Origin of the sequence: Intrasporangium sp. (assembly GCF_040414665.1) — a bacterium.
Classification (GTDB): Bacteria; Actinomycetota; Actinomycetes; order Actinomycetales; family Dermatophilaceae; genus Intrasporangium.
This window is the reverse complement of sequence record NZ_JBEDUL010000148.1, coordinates 21,400-37,933: the sequence shown is the minus strand read 5'-3', so window position 1 is coordinate 37,933 and position 16,534 is coordinate 21,400. Positions and strand designations below refer to the sequence as shown.

The 16,534-nt window shown below is 70.3% G+C and carries 12 protein-coding genes and 1 pseudogene; 8 read left to right on the top strand and 5 right to left on the bottom strand.

Annotation, left to right across the window (positions count from 1 at the left end):
• From ABF401_RS15800 to ABF401_RS15790, 3 genes and pseudogenes are all read right to left on the bottom strand, one after another.
• Positions 1-412, bottom strand: a pseudogene (locus ABF401_RS15800) (exodeoxyribonuclease V subunit gamma); the annotation flags it as partial.
• A 187-nt stretch (positions 413-599) separates the two neighbouring features.
• Entirely contained in the window at positions 600-1,130 is a 531-nt protein-coding gene (locus tag ABF401_RS15795; protein ID WP_353510530.1) for a hypothetical protein, read from the bottom strand.
• 848 nt (positions 1,131-1,978) lie between these two features.
• Positions 1,979-2,452 (bottom strand): pyridoxamine 5'-phosphate oxidase family protein, encoded by a 474-nt coding sequence (locus tag ABF401_RS15790; protein ID WP_353510529.1) that lies wholly within the window; start codon positions 2,450-2,452, stop codon positions 1,979-1,981.
• Positions 2,453-2,487: 35 nt separating this feature from the next.
• On the opposite strand from ABF401_RS15790, the gene ABF401_RS15785 reads away from it, so the two are divergent.
• On the top strand, positions 2,488-3,744 hold the full coding sequence (locus ABF401_RS15785; RefSeq protein WP_353510528.1) for an NAD(P)/FAD-dependent oxidoreductase: 1,257 nt from the start codon (positions 2,488-2,490) through the stop codon (positions 3,742-3,744).
• Between the two features lie 110 nt (positions 3,745-3,854).
• Here ABF401_RS15785 and uxaC read toward each other — a convergent pair whose 3' ends face one another.
• Complete coding sequence (uxaC, locus tag ABF401_RS15780; protein WP_353510527.1) at positions 3,855-5,276, bottom strand: glucuronate isomerase; 1,422 nt, start codon at positions 5,274-5,276, stop codon at positions 3,855-3,857.
• Positions 5,277-5,474: 198 nt separating this feature from the next.
• Between uxaC and ABF401_RS15775 the strand changes: the two genes are divergently transcribed.
• From ABF401_RS15775 to ABF401_RS15750, 6 genes are all read left to right on the top strand, one after another.
• Complete coding sequence (locus ABF401_RS15775) at positions 5,475-6,263, top strand: cytidylate kinase-like family protein (protein ID WP_353510526.1); 789 nt, start codon at positions 5,475-5,477, stop codon at positions 6,261-6,263.
• Entirely contained in the window at positions 6,256-7,680 is a 1,425-nt protein-coding gene (locus tag ABF401_RS15770; protein ID WP_353510525.1) for a glycoside-pentoside-hexuronide (GPH):cation symporter, read from the top strand. Before ABF401_RS15775 ends, ABF401_RS15770 begins: the two co-directional genes overlap by 8 nt.
• A 19-nt stretch (positions 7,681-7,699) precedes the next feature.
• Positions 7,700-9,481: a beta-glucuronidase gene (uidA, locus tag ABF401_RS15765; RefSeq protein ID WP_353510524.1), complete on the top strand. Its 1,782-nt coding sequence runs from the start codon at positions 7,700-7,702 to the stop codon at positions 9,479-9,481.
• Positions 9,482-9,763: 282 nt separating this feature from the next.
• Positions 9,764-11,962 (top strand): catalase/peroxidase HPI, encoded by a 2,199-nt coding sequence (katG, locus tag ABF401_RS15760; protein WP_353510523.1) that lies wholly within the window; start codon positions 9,764-9,766, stop codon positions 11,960-11,962.
• Positions 11,963-12,370: 408 nt separating this feature from the next.
• On the top strand, positions 12,371-13,174 hold the full coding sequence (locus ABF401_RS15755; RefSeq protein ID WP_353510522.1) for an enoyl-CoA hydratase/isomerase family protein: 804 nt from the start codon (positions 12,371-12,373) through the stop codon (positions 13,172-13,174).
• Between the two features lie 70 nt (positions 13,175-13,244).
• Positions 13,245-14,765, top strand: coding sequence for a fatty acyl-CoA synthetase (locus tag ABF401_RS15750; protein WP_353510521.1), 1,521 nt, complete (start codon positions 13,245-13,247; stop codon positions 14,763-14,765).
• Between the two features lie 94 nt (positions 14,766-14,859).
• On the opposite strand, the gene ABF401_RS15745 is transcribed toward ABF401_RS15750, so the two are convergent.
• Positions 14,860-16,107 (bottom strand): MFS transporter, encoded by a 1,248-nt coding sequence (locus ABF401_RS15745; protein WP_353510520.1) that lies wholly within the window; start codon positions 16,105-16,107, stop codon positions 14,860-14,862.
• Between the two features lie 158 nt (positions 16,108-16,265).
• Here ABF401_RS15745 and ABF401_RS15740 point away from each other — a divergent pair, with 158 nt between their 5' ends.
• Positions 16,266-16,526 (top strand): GlsB/YeaQ/YmgE family stress response membrane protein, encoded by a 261-nt coding sequence (locus ABF401_RS15740; protein ID WP_353510519.1) that lies wholly within the window; start codon positions 16,266-16,268, stop codon positions 16,524-16,526.
• Positions 16,527-16,534 lie beyond the last annotated feature (8 nt).

Sequence of the window (16,534 nt, the reverse complement as noted above, 5' to 3'; positions counted from 1 at the left end):
CGCCATCGAGCGCGGCCCGGTCGAAGGAGCCGCCGGCGATCGGGGACCGGGGCCCGAAGTTTCGCGCGTCGAACGCCTGGAGCGGGTGGGCGCGGACGAAGCCCTCGGCATTCGCGGACGTCGTGTGTGCGTGGCCGGTGCGGGCGGCCGCCGAGATGAGCTCCTGGAGGGGGACGGCCGGCGGGCGGCGCGCTCCGGTGTGCTCGTCGTGCCCGGAGTAGAGGGCGACGAAGTGGTCGGAGGCTGACATGAGCGCGTCGAGGAGGAGCTGCCGGTCCTCGCTGCGGGGGTCGCGCTGACCGACGAGGGGACGGCGGGCGAGGGCGTCGTCGCCGTCGACGACAGGGGAGCGGGGGAACGCACCGTCGTCGAGGCCGAGGATGGCGACGACCCGGTGCGGGATGGTTCGCATTGGAACCATCGTGCAGACCGTTATCGCGCCGGTGCGGAAGTTGGCCCGGGTAGGTCGGGCCCCCCAGCGCTGCCCGAGCAGCACGACGATGTCGTTGATGCGTAGTGGCAGACCCTCGCCACCAGCGGCAATCGTTGCGAGCTCTGACAGGAACTGCGCCTGCTGCCAGCGGTCCTGGGGTGCGACCTTACCGAGGAAGGTGACCGTCTGCCGGAGCCAGTCGGTCCACTCGCCGGCGGTGAGCCGGCCGGGGGTGCCCCCGCGTGTGGAGGGCTGGCGGACATGTTCGGCGGCACGGACCGTCGAGGAGCTCGAGGAAGCGCCCGACGAGGGTGATGTCGTTGCTGCCGATGTCGTCGACGGGGGCGTTCGCGGCGGAGTCGGCGGCGACGGCGACGCCGAGCGCGAGCCGGTCCAGCGCGTTCGCCCACGTGTTGTCCGCGAGGTCGCGCAGGCCGTACTCGCCCCGGTGGCCGGCATCGAGTCCCCAGCGGGCGCCGGACTCGGCGGCCCGGTGGCCGAGTGTCGCGAGGTCGTCCTCGTCGAACCGGAAGCGGCGGGCGCACGCCTCGTGCGCTGCGAGGCGGAGCACCTCTGATGCGGTGACGCGGCCGGCGACGAGGCCGACAACGATCTGGGCGAGCTCGACGAGCGGGTTCGTCGCTGCGAGTTCCCGGTCGGCGAGTTGGACGCGCAGCTCGTGGCCGGGGTGGCGCACGGTGCCTACAGGGGGCGAGACGGTGCTTCCGAATCCGCGCGCACGAGCGGCGCGAACTGCTCCACGACGGGGCACATGACGAGCACGTCGCATGGCTCGAGGTTCGGGTGGTCCTGGAAAAGCTGAGTCAGCACTTCGCGCAAGACTCGAACTGGCGGGAGGGCCCGTGCCAGGAGTGGGCCTGCACTGACAGGTCGTCGGCAGGGAGTGGGCGGACCGGGTCGGGGGCGCGGTTGGCGCGGATGTCCGCCTGAAGGAGGGCAAGGCGCGTCCAGGAGTTGTCGGCGGTGTCGCGGGACGGCAAGACGTCCGCCACTGTTGCGCCGCCCGCCGACAGGCCTTGAAGCTCGCGAAATTCGCGCCCGAGGGCCGCCAGGAGTGGGTGCTGGGCGAAGGTTGCGCTGTCGTCGTCGGCGCGCGGTCTCCGGCCGGGCAGGGTGTGAGCGTCGGGGATGTGCTCTGCGAGGGTTTCCACAAGGCGGGCCAGCGTTTGACACTCTCGATTGGTGCAACGCTGTCGCTGGGGCTACGCAATGTAGCGACGTGGCTGGGCGGAAGGTGGAGTGACACGTTTGCGACCCGTTTGACAGAAAACCAGACGGTCTCGCCGGTCCCGTGTGCTGCGCGCCGAGCTCGTCCCCCTGCCTGGATGCGCCCGGAAGTGCTCCACTCGATCGGCATGATCGGGTGCACTCGCAGTGAATAGGTCGTCGGTTCGATTCCGACAGGCGGCTCCATACTGTGGCCCTGACCAGCAGGCTCGCTGGTCAGGGCCACTGTGAGTTGGAGGGCCGAATCAGCACTGCTGTCAGGCACACTGCATCAGCCGGGCCCGGCACCGGAGACGCTCAGAGCTCGACGGTCCCATGGTCACCGGTCATGGGCTCGCCGGTCACGACCGACTTGACGAGCGAGAGCACGGTCGTGACCTTGCCGCCCGGGGTGTCCCAGTACTCCGCCGCCGACGCGTCGATCCGCAGCAGGGCGACCCGGGGGTCGTCGCGTCCGTCGAACCACGGCTCGACGAAGCTGTCCCAGTAACGGTCGATACGCTCCGCGTCCTGGACGACGGCTGCCCGGCCGGCGACCGAGACCCAGGTCTCCTTCGACGCGAACGCCGCGTTGACGCGCGGATCCTGTCCGACCTGGGTCGCCAGCTCCGAGTCGCTGGCGATGAAGAACCACAGCCGGTTGTCGTCGTCGATCTCCTGCAGCGTCATCGGCCGGGAGTGCAGGTCTCCCTCGCGGACGGGGGCCGTGACCATCGCGAACCTCAGGTCCTCGACGAGCTCACGGATCTTGGTGACCTCATCCTTTTCCATGTCGCACCTTTGACCGGGCGGGGTAGGACCTAAACATGAGTGACCGGGAACGGGTGGCTGATGTCGTCGTCGTGGGTGCGGGGCTTGCGGGTCTGCAGTGCGCGCGCCGCCTGACGGAACGGGGCGTCGAGGTGCTGGTCCTCGAGGCCAACGAGGAGATCGGTGGCAGAGTACGGACCGAGCTGGTCGACGGCTTCCGCTGTGACCGCGGCTTCCAGGTGCTCAACCCGTCCTACCCGGCGCTACGCCGCAACGTCGACCTCGATCGGTTGCGGCTGCAGCGTTTCGGCAGGGGGCTGCTGGTGCGCCGCGGGGACCGGAGGACGCCGCTCGTCGACCCGACGAGACGACCGGGAGCGGTGCCGGACATGCTGCTCAGTGGGCTGCTGCGCCCGGACCGCGTGACCCGGATGGCCACCTGGCTCGCGCCGGCACTAAGCCCTGTCGACCGCCTCCTCGCGGGTCCCGACATTTCGATGCGGGAGTCGCTCGACAACGCCAAGGTGGAGGGGCCCCTGCGGACCGAGGTGCTCGAACGCTTCCTCGCCGGGGTCATCCTCGAGACGGACGGCAGCACGTCGGCGGCCTACGTCCGGCTGCTCCTGCGGTCGTTCGCCCTCGGCACGCCGGGTCTGCCCGCGCAAGGGATGGCGGCGCTGCCGGCGCAGCTCGCCGCTCCCGTTCGGGAGCGGATCCGGTGCGGCGTCGCGGTCAGCGCCATGTCCCCGACCGGCGTGACGACCGAGGACGGCGTGCTCGAGGCCGACGTCGTCGTGTGCGCGACCGACCCGCGCACGGCGAACCGCCTTGTCGGCTCCCCGCTTCCGGCGATGAAGGGACTCGTCACCGACTGGTTCGTCGCCGACGAGGCGCCGATTGACAGCGACCTGCAGGTGGTCGAGGCCGATGCGGGGGCGGGCCCGCTCGTGAACGCGGCCGTCGTGAGCAATGCCGCGCCGTCGTATGCGCCGGCAGGACGCCACCTCATCGAGACGACCGCGCTGCTGGCGCCCGGCCAGGAGCCGCCGCCTCTCGCCGCGGTTCGAGCCCACCTGGTCGCACTGCTCGGCCCAGGCGCGGACCAGGCCGAGCCGATCACCCGACACGTGGTCCGCGACGCGCTGCCTGCGCAGCCACCGCCCTTGAAAGTCCGTCATCCGGTGGATCTCGGCGACGGCGTCATCGTGTGCGGCGACCACCGCGACACGGCGTCCCTGCAGGGCGCGGTCGTGTCCGGCACGCGGGCTGCCGAGGTGGTCCTCACCCGTCTTGGGAGATCGCGCACGACGTGACCCCCGCACGTGCGGGGGTCACGTCGCAGCGCATCGGGCAGCTGCCAGATGTGGGCTGGACCTCCCGCGCGTCATGCGGGTGCGTGACCCCAGTGGGTTCCCGGAGCGGGTCATAGCTTGAACACCTTCTTCGGCTGCTCGGTGACCAGCTCCTCCGCCGTCTCCCGGGCCTCGTCCTCGGTGAGCTGATGCTCGGCCACGAGGTGGGCGAGCCAGCCGGCATCGATGCGGCGAGACAGGTCGTGGCGCGCGGGGATCGAGCAGAACGCTCGGGTGTCGTCGACGAACCCGGAAGTCCGGGAGAATCCGACGGTCTCGGTGACGGCGGCCCGGAACCGTCGGATGGCGTGCGGGGCGTCCAGGAACCACCAGGGCACCCCGATGTAGACCGCGGGATAGAACCCCGCGAGCGGCGCGAGCTCACGGGAGAGGACGCTCTCGTCGAGGGTGAACGGCACGAGGTGGAAACCGGGGTGCGTGCCGTAGCGCTCCAGCAGCGGCCGCAGCGCATCGGTGAACTCGACCCGGATCGGGAGGTCGTTGCCCATGTCCGGCCCGAAGTGGCGCGTCGTCGGGCCATGGTGGCCCCGGCGCACTCCGGGGTGCAACGTCATCACCAGCCCGTCGTCACACGACATCCTGGCCATCTCCAGCAGCATGTGCCTGCGTAGCGCGGTCGCCTCGGCCTCGCTCGCATCGCCGGTGAGGGCCGCGCGGTAGATCCGGGCTGCCTCCGACGGCTCCAACGGGTCCGTGCGGACGTCCTCGTGGCTGTGGTCGGCAGAGACTGCGCCGTGCTCGATGAAGTACCGGCGGCGCAGCTCCAGCGCCTGCACGTACCCGGCGAATTCGCCGGTGTCGACGTCCGCTGCCTTGCCGAGATCGGCCACGGAGTCGGGCCAACCAGCCGTCGCGGGTTCGAGATACCGGTCGGGGCGAAACGTCGGGATGACCCGGCCCTGCCACGTCGGGTCCGCGGCGAGCGCGGCGTGCGTGGACAGGTCATCGGCGGGGTCGTTCGTTGTGGCCAGCACGGTGATGCCGAACCGCTCGTACAGCGCCCTGGGGCGGTAGGCGTCGGTGGCCAGCCGCTCGGCGATCTGGTCGTAGATGGTCTCGGCCGACTCGGCCGACGGCATGACGTCGACGCCGAAGATGTCGGCCAGCTCGGACTCCAACCACCACCGCACCGGCGTGCCGCGGTAGACCTGCCACTGCGAGCACAGGTGTCGCCACACGGTCCGCGACTGCGCCTCACTCAATGGACCGCCCCCCACACCGAGCTCGTCCAACCCGATGCCGCTGGCATGCAGCAGCCGGGTGACGTAGTGGTCCGGGGTGATGAACAGGCTGGCCGGATCCGGGAACGGCTCGTTGTCCAGAAGGAGGTGCGGTTCGACGTGGCCGTGCGGGGAGATGATCGGCTGGTCCCGGACGGCGTCGTAGATCTGCCTCGCAATGGAGCGGACGTCAGGGTCGGGGGGAAGTAACCGGTCCGGGTGGAGCCGCAGCGGGCGGCCGGCGTTGGTCACCGTCCCATACTGAGACCCGTCACTGTGGGGAGGCAACCGACGTCGCGATGCGTTCGGCCCCGGGGTCGCTGCCTTGACTGAGCCTGCTGGCCGTTGGATTCTGGCCGTAGCGGTCGCTCGGGGTGTTGGGTGCCCGTTCCCGCGGACGGCGGCGGCCGCCGACGATGTCGTCACGTCGCTGACGGAGGAGCTGCCGACATGACCGGACCTGGTTCAGACGGTGGTACCGACCCGGTGCGCGGCCTGGGCTCGCCTGACCAGCACGGGTCCCCCTCGGAGGGCCCGGTGCCGGTGGTGGTGACCCTCGCCGCGTTCCATGGGGCTGGCGGGCATGTCGTTGGGCCGCGGGTGGCCGAGCGACTCGGCGTGCCGTTCCTCGACCGCGGCATCCTGACAGGCGTCGCGGAGCAGCTGCAGGTCCCGGAGCGGGCAGTCGAGCAGCTGGACGCCGACAGCGAGAAGAGGCCGCGCAGCGTCCTGCGACGGTACTTCGACAGCCTGGGCCGGGCGTCGATCGCCGACAGCACCCCCGCGTCGGACGTCGAGCGCGAGGAGGGCAGGTATCGGGCCGAGATCGAGGAGTTCCTGGCGGGGGCGGTGTCACAGGGCGGGGTCGTGCTGGGCCGCGGCGGGGCGGTGGTGCTGTCCCAGGTACCCGCTGCGCTGCACGTCATGCTCGGGGGGCCGGTCCACGCCCGGGTGCGCCGGATCATGCAGCTCCATGGCGTCGACGACGCGGAGGCCGAGCGGCGCGTGGTCGCCAACGACCGGGCGCGGATCGAGTACGTCCGCGACTCCTACGGTGTCGACCCGGAGGATCCCGACCTGTACCACCTGTGGATCGACAGCACCGCCCTCGATGTCGACACCTGCGTCGAGCTCATCGTGATGGCTGCCCGGGCTCGAACCCGTCAACCGGCCGCCGCCGCAGCCGATCCGATGACGAGCCCGATGACGAGCCCGATGACGAGTCCGGACCATGGATAGCGCGGCCGGCTCGCCGCAGGTCACGGCCACCACCACCAGGGTCGTCGAAACGGAAGCGACGCCCCACCGCCTACGGCCCATCCAGTATTTGGGCTACGCGTCCGGAGACGTGGCCAACAACCTCACCTTCACCCTGGTGTCGATGTTCCTGCTGGTCTACTACACCGACGTCGTGGGGATCGCAGCGGGGGCGGCCGGCACGGTGCTGTTCGTGGCCCGGGTGTGGGGTGCGTTCACCGACGTCTTCGCCGGGCGGATGGTCGACAAGACGACGACGCGGTGGGGCAGGTTCCGGCCGTACTTCCTGTTCGGTGCGGTGCCTTTGATGCTGCTGGCGGCCGCGACGTTCAGCGTCCCGAGCGGCCTTGGGCGCTCCACCGCTCTGGTCTACGCCTACGCGAGCTACATGCTCTTCTACCTCGCCTACAGCTTTGTCAACATCCCGTACGGGTCATTGGCCTCGGCGATGACCCAGCTGCCCGACGAGCGGGCAAAACTGTCGAGCTCACGGATGATCGGTGCCGCGATGGCGATCGTCGCCCTGACCTTTGCGGTGGCCCCGCAGATCAGCCGCTCGACGGACCTGCAGCGCTCGTTGACCATCACAACGCTGCTCGTCGCGGTCATCGGGATCGCGCTCTACCTGTTCCTGTTCGGGACGTCGCGGGAGGCGGTCGTGCGGGACGAGGCCCCGGTGAGCCTGCGGCAGAGCGTCGCCGCGGTCGGGCACAACAGGGCGTTGCTGCTGCTGTGCCTGAGCGCCCTCCTGTGTCTGACCGGCATGTTCGTCCTGCAGACCCTGCAGGTCTACTACGCGCGTGACGTGCTCGGCAACGCCGACTGCACGATCATCCTGGCCATCCTGACCACCGGCGCGCTGTTCGTGGTGAGCCCGCTCATCCCGAGGATCGTCGCGACGTTCGGGAAGAAGCCGGCCTACATCACCGGCGCTGCGCTCACCGCGATCGGCGGGGTGGGCATCGCGCTGGTCCCACCCTCGCTGCTGTGGCTGGCCCTGGTGTCCTTCGCCGTGTACGGCATCGGCATCTCGGCGGTGCAGACCCTGATGTTCGCGCTGCAGGCCGACACGGTGGAGTACGGCGAGTGGACCTCTGGGGTTCGCACCGAGGGCACCAACTACGCGGCGCTGTCGTTCACCCGCAAGCTGGGCCAGGGGATCGGAGGAGCCCTGGCTGGCTGGGGCATCGGCGTCGGGGGCTACGCCGCCGGGTCGACGACCCAGACGCCCGGCGCCCTGGAGGCCATCCGGTATCTGACGGGTCTCGGGCCCGCGGTCTTCGTCGGGTTCGGGGCCGTGGCCATGCTGGCCTACCCGCTGACCGAGGAGCGGTTCCGCACGATCGTCGTCACCCTCGCGACCCGGCGCGCCGAGCGTCAGGGCCGTCCCACCGAGTAGCACAGATCAGGAGGACCCCATGCTTCGTCCCAGCGACACGGCCACTCGGGAGCGCAAGTCGCTTGTCGGCCTCTGGCGCTTTCGGCTCGACGGCGACGGGGAGGGCCGGTCGGCGCGGTGGTTCGACGGGCCGCTGCCTGACGCGGGGGAGATGGCGGTACCGGCCAGCTTCAACGACATCGTCCCGGACGCGGCGGTGCACGACCACCTCGGCGACGTGTGGTACCAGACCACGGTGCGCGTGCCGCGCGGCTGGGACGGCCGGCGCGTGGTCCTGTACCTGGAGTCGGCGACCCATCGGGCCACGGTGTGGGTCAATGGCACGGAGGTCGTCTCCCACGAGGGCGGATACCTCCCGTTCGAGGCCGACGTCACCGAGCACGTCCGGGCCGGGGATGAGGCACGGGTCACCGTCGTGGTCAACAACACGCTGGGCTTCCAGACCATCCCGCCGGGCGTCATCGAGGTCACCCCGGAGGGCGAGCGGCAGCGGTACTGGCACGACTTCTTCAACTACGCGGGCCTCCACCGCCCGGTCTGGCTGTACTCGACCGGCCGGGCGTACCTCACCGACATCACGGTGGTGACCGAGCTCGACGGGACGGACGGCCGGATCGAGTACCGGACGCAGGCGAGCGACGCCGACGGGGCCGACGTCCGGGTCGTCCTGCGCGACGCCGAGGGCACGGAGGTGGCGCGCGGGGCCGGGGCGAGCGGCACCGTGACGGTGCCGGACGTGCACCGCTGGGCTCCGGGCGACGGCTACCTCTACGACCTGGAGGTGCAGCTCGTCGGCAGTGGGGACGACCTGCTGGACAGCTACCACCAGCCCGTGGGAGTGCGCACCGTCGCCGTCGACGGCAACCGTTTCCTGGTCAACGGTGAGCCGGTGCAGTTCACCGGCTTCGGCATGCACGAAGACCATGACGGTGTCGGCAAGGGCCACAACGACGCGCTGATGCTGCGCGATTTCGCGCTGCTCGACTGGATCGGGGCGAACTCCTTCCGGACCTCGCACTACCCCTACTCGGACGCGGTCATGGACTACGCGGACCGCCACGGCATCCTCGTCATCGACGAGACACCCGCAGTAGGCCTCAACATGGGCCTGGGCGGCGGCATCTTCGGCGCCCAGGGCTACACCACGTTCTCCCCGGAGACGGTCAACGACGAGACCCGCGAGGTGCACGCGCAGGTGATCCGCGAGCTGGTCGACCGGGACAAGAACCGGCCGAGCGTCGTGCTGTGGTCGATCGCCAACGAGCCAGAGTCGGACACCGAGGGCGCGGAGCGGTACTTCAGGCCGCTGTTCGAGGTTGCCCGCCAGCTCGACCCCACCCGCCCGGTCGGGTTCGTCAACGTCATGCTCGCCCCGTATGGGAAGTGTCGCGTCTCCCAGTTCGGTGACGTGCTCATGCTGAACCGCTACTACGGGTGGTATGTCGACACCGGTGAGCTCGCGGCTGCGGAGCGGGAATGGGCCGATGAGCTGAGCGGCTGGGCGAGGGAGGGCAAGCCGATCATCATCACCGAGTACGGCGCGGACACCTATCCCGGACTGCATGCGCAGCCGCCCGCGCCGTGGTCCGAGGAGTACCAGGTGGCCTACCTCGAGATGAACCACCGAGTGTTCGACCGGTTCGAGGCGGTCGTCGGTGAGCAGGTGTGGAACTTCGCCGACTTCGCCACCACCTCCGGGGTCAACCGCGTCGGCGGGAACAAGAAGGGCGTCTTCACCCGTGACCGACGCCCCAAGGCCGCCGCGTTCCTGCTGCGCGACCGCTGGCAGGGCAAGAGCTGACCCGCCGTCGCGTCGTCAGGCGATGCCGTATGCCGCTGGGCTTGGCTGGCCTGCCCGAGCTGGCGAGCGAGCGCTGGCTGGGTGATTTGCTCGGGGTCCCACAACCGGGCGGTGTACTGAACGCACCTGGCAGCAGGCGACCGGGTGGCACCTGAACCGGCCCAGCGGCATACGGAACTCAGGTGACGGCACGGTCGCGGGCATCGGCCTCGTCCTTGCTGCCCTTTGCGACGTGGGAGCAGACTGATCAGTGGCTTTGTCCGACCCGAGGAGGCGAACGACGTGTCCGAGCACGGTAGCGAGAGCGAAAACCCGGTCATCCAGGCCCCGACCCCGAAGGCTCATCGGCCGCGGACCAACCAGGACTGGTGGCCGAACCAGCTCAACCTCCAGGTCCTCCACCAGCACGCCCCCCACTCGAACCCCCTCGAACCGGACTTCGACTACGGGCAGGCGTTCCAGCGGCTCGACGTCGAGGCCCTCAAGCATGACCTCATCGAGGTGATGACGACCTCGCAGGACTGGTGGCCCGCTGACTACGGGCACTACGGGCCCCTCTTCATCCGGATGAGCTGGCACGCTGCCGGCACCTACCGGATCGAGGACGGCCGGGGCGGCGCGGGTGAGGGCGCCCAGCGCTTCGCCCCGCTCAACAGCTGGCCGGACAACGTCAGCCTCGACAAGGCCAGGCGACTGCTCTGGCCGGTCAAGAAGAAGTACGGCGACGCCATCTCGTGGGCTGACCTCATCGTCTTCGCGGGCAACTGTGCGCTCGAGTCGATGGGGTTCACGACATTCGGCTTCGGCTTCGGCCGCGAGGACATCTGGGAGCCGGAGGAGGTCTTCTGGGGGCCCGAGGACACATGGCTCGGGGATGAGCGCTACATCGGTGACCGGGAGCTGACCGGCCCCTTCGGCGCCGTGCAGATGGGCCTGATCTATGTCAACCCCGAGGGGCCGAACGGCAACCCCGACCCGCTCGCGTCCGCCCACGACATCCGGGAGACCTTCCGCCGGATGGCGATGAACGACGAGGAGACCATCGCCCTCATCGCCGGCGGCCACACCTTCGGCAAGACCCACGGCGCCGGGCCGGCCGACCACGTCGGGCCCGAGCCGGAGGCCGCACCGATCGAGCAGCTGGGCCTGGGCTGGAAGTCCACCTACGAAACCGGGATGGGACCGGACACGATCACCTCGGGCCTCGAGGTGACGTGGACGTACCACCCCACCCGGTGGGACAACGAGTTCTTCCACATCCTCTTCGCCTATGACTGGGAGCTCATGGAGTCCCCGGCCGGGGCACACCAGTGGCGGCCGAAGCACGGCGCCGGCTCGGACATGGTGCCGGGCGCCTTCGAGGGATCGCCCCGACGCGAGCCGCGGATGCTGACCTCGGACATCGCGCTCCGGACCGATCCGGAGTACGAGAAGATCTCGCGCCGGTTCCTCGAGCACCCGGACGAGTTCCAGCTGGCGTTCGCCAAGGCCTGGTACAAGCTGCTGCACCGAGACATGGGCCCGGTGTCCCGCTATCTCGGTCCCTGGGTCCCCGAGGCGCAGCTGTGGCAGGACCCCGTGCCTGCGGTGGACCACGAGCTCGTCTCCGCCGACGACGTGGCGACCCTGAAGACCAAGCTGCTCGAGTCGGGCCTCTCCACGCAGCAGCTCGTGCTCACCGCCTGGGCGTCCGCGGCCAGCTATCGAGGCACGGACATGCGAGGCGGGGCCAACGGCGCCCGGATCCGGTTGGAGCCGCAGCGCAGCTGGGAGGTCAACCAGCCCGCCGAGCTGGCCACCGTCCTCGAGACCCTGGAGCGGGTCCAGCGCGAGTTCAACGACTCCCAGACCGCGGGGAAGAGGGTCTCGCTCGCCGACGTCATCGTCCTCGGCGGTTGCGCGGCAGTGGAGCAGGCCGCGCGGAACGCCGGCCATGACATCACCGTTCCCTTCACGCCCGGGCGGACGGATGCCTCGCAGGAGCAGACCGACGTCGAGTCGTTCTCGGTCCTCCAGCCGAGGGCCGACGGCTTCCGCAGCTACCTGCCCGCGGGTGAGAAGCTGCCGCCGGAGACGCTGCTGCTCGACCGGGCCAACGTGCTGCACCTGACGGCGCCCGAGATGACTGTCCTCATCGGCGGCATGCGCGCCCTGGGCGCGAACGTCGGTGGCACTTCCTACGGCGTCTTCACCGATCGCCCGGGAACGCTGACGAACGACTTCTTCGTCAACCTGCTCGACATGGGCACGGAGTGGCGGACGTCCGAGACGACGGAGAACGTCTATGACGGCCGTGATCGGGCGACCGGCGAGGTGCGGTGGAGCGCCACCGCCGTCGACCTCGTCTTCGGCTCCCACTCGCAGCTGCGGGCGATCTCGGAGTTCTACGGCAGCGATGACGCGCAGGAGAAGTTCGTCAAGGACTTCGTCGCGGCCTGGGACAAGGTGATGAACCTGGACCGCTTCGACGTGGCGACCTGACCCGATGATCCGCAGGGCCACGGCGGCCGATGCGTCGGCCGTCGTCGACCTGCGCGCGGTGATGTTCTCCGCCATGGGCGTCGCGGGAGTGGACGATGCGGAATGGCGGCAGGGCGCGGCCCGCTGGTTCGAGTGGGAGCAAGCCCAGCGGCATACGTGCGCCGTCATCGATCAACCCCAACGGCGTGTGGGGACTGCCCAACAACGTGGCGACGGTCCCGGAGGCGCGGAGGCGCGGAGGCAAGCGCGGGCCCGAGCCTGCGTCGTCGGAGTGCTCGCGCCTGCACCAGTCGCTCGGGTTCCACGGCTCGGACCCTCATGGGTCCGCCTATCCGGGGCGCCCTAGCATCGGCGGAGACGACGAGACGACGAGACGACGAGACGACGAGGCGAGAGCGGGAGGCTGACATGTCGGGTCCGGAGCACGGTGGCATCGAAGGCATCGAACCGCGTGGCGTCCGCTACGAGCAGCTGGCCCGCGTCGGCCACGTCGTCCTTGACCGGCCGGAGGCCTCCAACGCCTTCGACCTGCCCGCGGCCCGCTCCCTGGGTGCGGCCCTCGACGCCGTCACGGCCGCCGCTGCGCGCGGTGACATCGGTGCGGTGCTGCTCGTCGGTGCCGGCGCGCGGTTCTGCGCCGGCGGGGACGTACGCTCGTTCATGGCCGCCGACGACCCACGCGCCTACCTGCGCGACCTCGCGGCCACGCTCGAGGCGGAGGTTCGTCGGCTGTCTGAGCTCGCCCTTCCCGTCGTCGTGGCCGTGCACGGCAGTGTGGCGGGTGCGGGGCTCGCCTTCGTGCTCAACGCCGACGTGGTCGTCGCGGCACGCTCGACCCGCTTCACCATGGCCTATCCGGGGGTAGGACTCACCCCCGACTGCGGGGTCTCATACCTCCTGCCGCGAGCCGTCGGGCAGCAGCGCGCGCTTGACTTCGCCATGACCGGACGGGTCCTCGACGCGGATGAGGCGGCGCAATGGGGTCTGGTCACGCGTGTGGTCGCGGATGAGACCGTGACCCGCGAGGCGTTTGCGGTCAGCGAGTCGCTGGCCGGTGCCGCCGTCAGCGCGCTCGGCCAGGCCAAGCGGCTGATCCGGTCCTCCTGGGAGTCCACCCGTGCCGAGAGTGCGGCGGACGAGGTGGAGACCATCGCCTCGGCCGTGACGTCCCCAGAAGCCCGGGAGCGGATCGAGCGCTTCGTGACGCGCTGACGGGCGAAGACCAACGGGTCCGTGTGGATCCGCGCGCAGGCAGACCACCGAGAACGAGCAAGGAGAACCCATGTCGCTCATGACGCGCAGCAGCACGGTCGACGGCATCATCCGCCGAAGCGCCAAGACGTTCCGGGACCGATCGGCCGTCGTCTTCGGCGAGCGAACGCTCAGCTACGCCGCCCTCGACGACGCGGTCGCGCGCGCTGCGGCCCACCTGCTCGACCTCGGCCTGACCAAGGGCGACCGGGTGGCCGCGTACGGCAAGAACTCGGATGCCTATCTGGTCGGCTTCCTCGCCTGCGCCCGCGCCGGGCTCGTCCATGTCCCGCTCAACTACAACCTGACCGGCCCGGAGCTCAGCTACCTGGTGACCCAGTCCGGGAGCCGGGCGATCCTCCACGACCCCGCGCTGGCGACGCACCTCGACCTCCTCGACCCGGAGGCCCTCGACCAGCTCGAGCACCGCATCCCGCTCCGCGACGCAGCCGGGTCGCTCATCGACGTGGCGCTCTCCGGGGACGTGCCGACGATCGACGTCGAGGTGGCCGACACCGACACCGCGCAGTTCCTCTACACGTCGGGGACGACCTCGCGGCCCAAGGCGGCGATCATGAGTCACCGGGCTCTCGTCCACGAGTACGTGTCGTGCATCGTCGGACTCGACCTCGCCGCTGAGGACAACCCGCTGCACGTCATGCCGCTCTACCACTCGGCGCAGATGCACGTCTTCCTCGTGCCGTGGCTCGCCGTGGGTGCGACGAACACCATCCTGGAGGTGCCCGACGCGGCCGAGGTCCTCCGGCGGATCGAGCAGGACGGCCACCGCGCCTTCTTCGCAGCACCGACGCTCTGGGTTGCGATGGCCAACCACGCCGACTTCGAGACGCGCGACCTCGGCGGCCTCGTCAAGGCCTACTACGGCGCCTCGATCATGCCGGTGCCGGTGCTGAAGCGGATCCAGGCCAAAGCGCCCTCGCTCGGCTTCTACAACTGCTTCGGCCAGTCCGAGATCGCACCGCTCGCGACCGTCCTGCGCCCCGAGGAGCATGCCGACCGCCCGGACTCGGCGGGTCGGCCCATTCTCTTCGTCGAGGCCCGGGTCATCGACGGTGAGGGGAACGACGTCGCCCCCGGCGAGACGGGCGAGATCGTCTACCGGTCGCCGCAGCTGTGCGACGGCTACTGGAACGACCCGACGGCGACCGACGAGGCCTTCGCGGGAGGCTGGTTCCACTCGGGGGACCTCGTCCGCATCGACGAGGAGGGGTTCATCTTCGTCGTCGACCGGATCAAGGACGTCATCAACACGGGCGGGGTGCTCGTCGCGTCCCGCGAGGTCGAGGACGCGCTCTACACGCACCCGGCGGTGGCCGAGGTCGCCGTCGTGGGGGAGCCGGACGAGAAGTGGGTCGAGGCGGTGACGGCGTTCGTCGTGCCGAAGGCCGAGGTCACGGAGGCGGACCTCGTCGAGCACGTGCGCGGAAGCCTGGCCTCCTTCAAGATCCCCAAACGGATCACCTTCGTGGAAGCGCTGCCTCGGAACGCGTCGGGCAAGATCCTCAAGCGCGAGCTGCGCGGGAGCGCCTGACCGTTTGAAGAGGCCGTATGCCGCTGGGCTCGCTTGCGCTGGAAGCGAGCCCAGCGGCATCCGACGTTCTCGAGCGAGTCGTGCGACGGCCGGCTCAGCCGGAGACCACCGTGCGCGTCGGCGCGTGCAGGGGGGCGCGCGAGGCGCGGCGCAGGACAGGCCGCCCGGCCAGCGTGACGGTGACGGCGACGAGCCCGGCCACCACAGTGACCGCGTAGGCGGGCGTGTGGCCACCCCAGTCGGCGAGGCGTCCCGCGACGGCGGCGCCGAGCGCGTAGCCGAGACCGGTCGCCGCGGCGAGGAGCGTCATGGCGGCTCCGGTGCGGGACGGGGGAGTGATCCGCTCGCCGATCGTGAAGGTCGTGATCATGTACGGGGCAATGCTGACCCCCAGGACGAGCAGGACCGGAACGAGCGCCCCGAGCGAGTCGACCGCGAGCAGGGGCAGGGAGAGGAGCAGCAGCGCGACCGCGAACCACTGGAGCCGGCTCGGAAGTGACCAGCGCGTCGGCAGCGCGGCCATGCCGAGGCCGGCCACCACGCTGCCGATTCCGAGCAGGGCGTGGAAGTAGCCGGTGAGACCTGGCCGGCCCGCAACCGTGGCGAGGACGGACGTGCCGGTCTGGACGGAACCGAATACCGTGCCGATGACGAACTGGCTCACGCAGAGCAGGACAAGGGCGCCGGTGAAGAGGCGCCCGCCGATGTGGCCCATGCGGCGCGAGACCACGTGGGTGAGCCGCGCCGTGTCGTGCAGCGCGAACCACGTGCCGAAGGACGCGAGCACGACGGCCGCCGCGCCCAGGGCAACCGTCGGGCTCGCCAGGGACACGGCGACGCCGATGAGGGCGGGCCCCAGCACGAACGACGCCTCGTCCGCGGCGCCCTCGTACGAGAACGCCGTCTCGACGAGTCGCGGCCGGTGACGACCCGCGCGCTCGACGATCGGGCGCCAGCGGACTCTGGCCATGGGACCGACCTGGGGGAGGAAGAGCCCGGCGGCCGCGGCGGCGGCGGCAGACCACGCCCAGGGCAGCGCCGAGTGCGCCGCGAGGAGCAGCAGACAGAGGCCGGCGGCACCGACGAGCGACTGGGTCGCCAGGACGCGGCGCTGCCCGAACCGGTCGGCCAAGCCGCCCCAGACCGGCGCGCCGACGGCGTTGGCGATGGCCAGGGCACCGGCACTCGCACCCCCCGCCCCGTAGCTGCCGGTCGTGCCTGCCACGAGGAGGAGGGTGCCGAGCTGGCTCATGGCGAGCGGGAGCCGGGCGATGAAGGCGACGAGGACGTAGGCGGGCCCGGTCAGGCCGAAAAGGCTTCGATAGGACTCGAGGGGTGACACTGGGCTACTCCCGGGGTGGGCGAGAACGGGTGCGTACCTTCCCGCCCAACAGGTACGCCGGAGCCCTGTGCACCTGCCAGTCTAGGTCCGGCTCAGCTTTCGTCCCAATCGCGGTTGGTTACGGCACCGCGCGACCCGTGCTCGCCTATGCTCTGGTCATGCTCATCGTCGCTCTGATCCTCTTTGGCATGCTCATCGGCGCGGGTGCGCAGCTTGTCCTGGGCCGGGAGGGCAAGAGCATCGACTGGGCCATGGCGGTTGTCGCCGGACTCATCGGCTCCTTCATCGGTGGGCTGCTCCTCAGCCTCATCTCGGGCGACGGCTTGGCCCTCCGCCCGAGCGGCATCATCGGTTCGATCGTGGGGGCCGTCATCGTGACCGCTGGCTGGCGCTGGAGCCGAAGCCGTCTGGCGAGCTGACGAGCGGA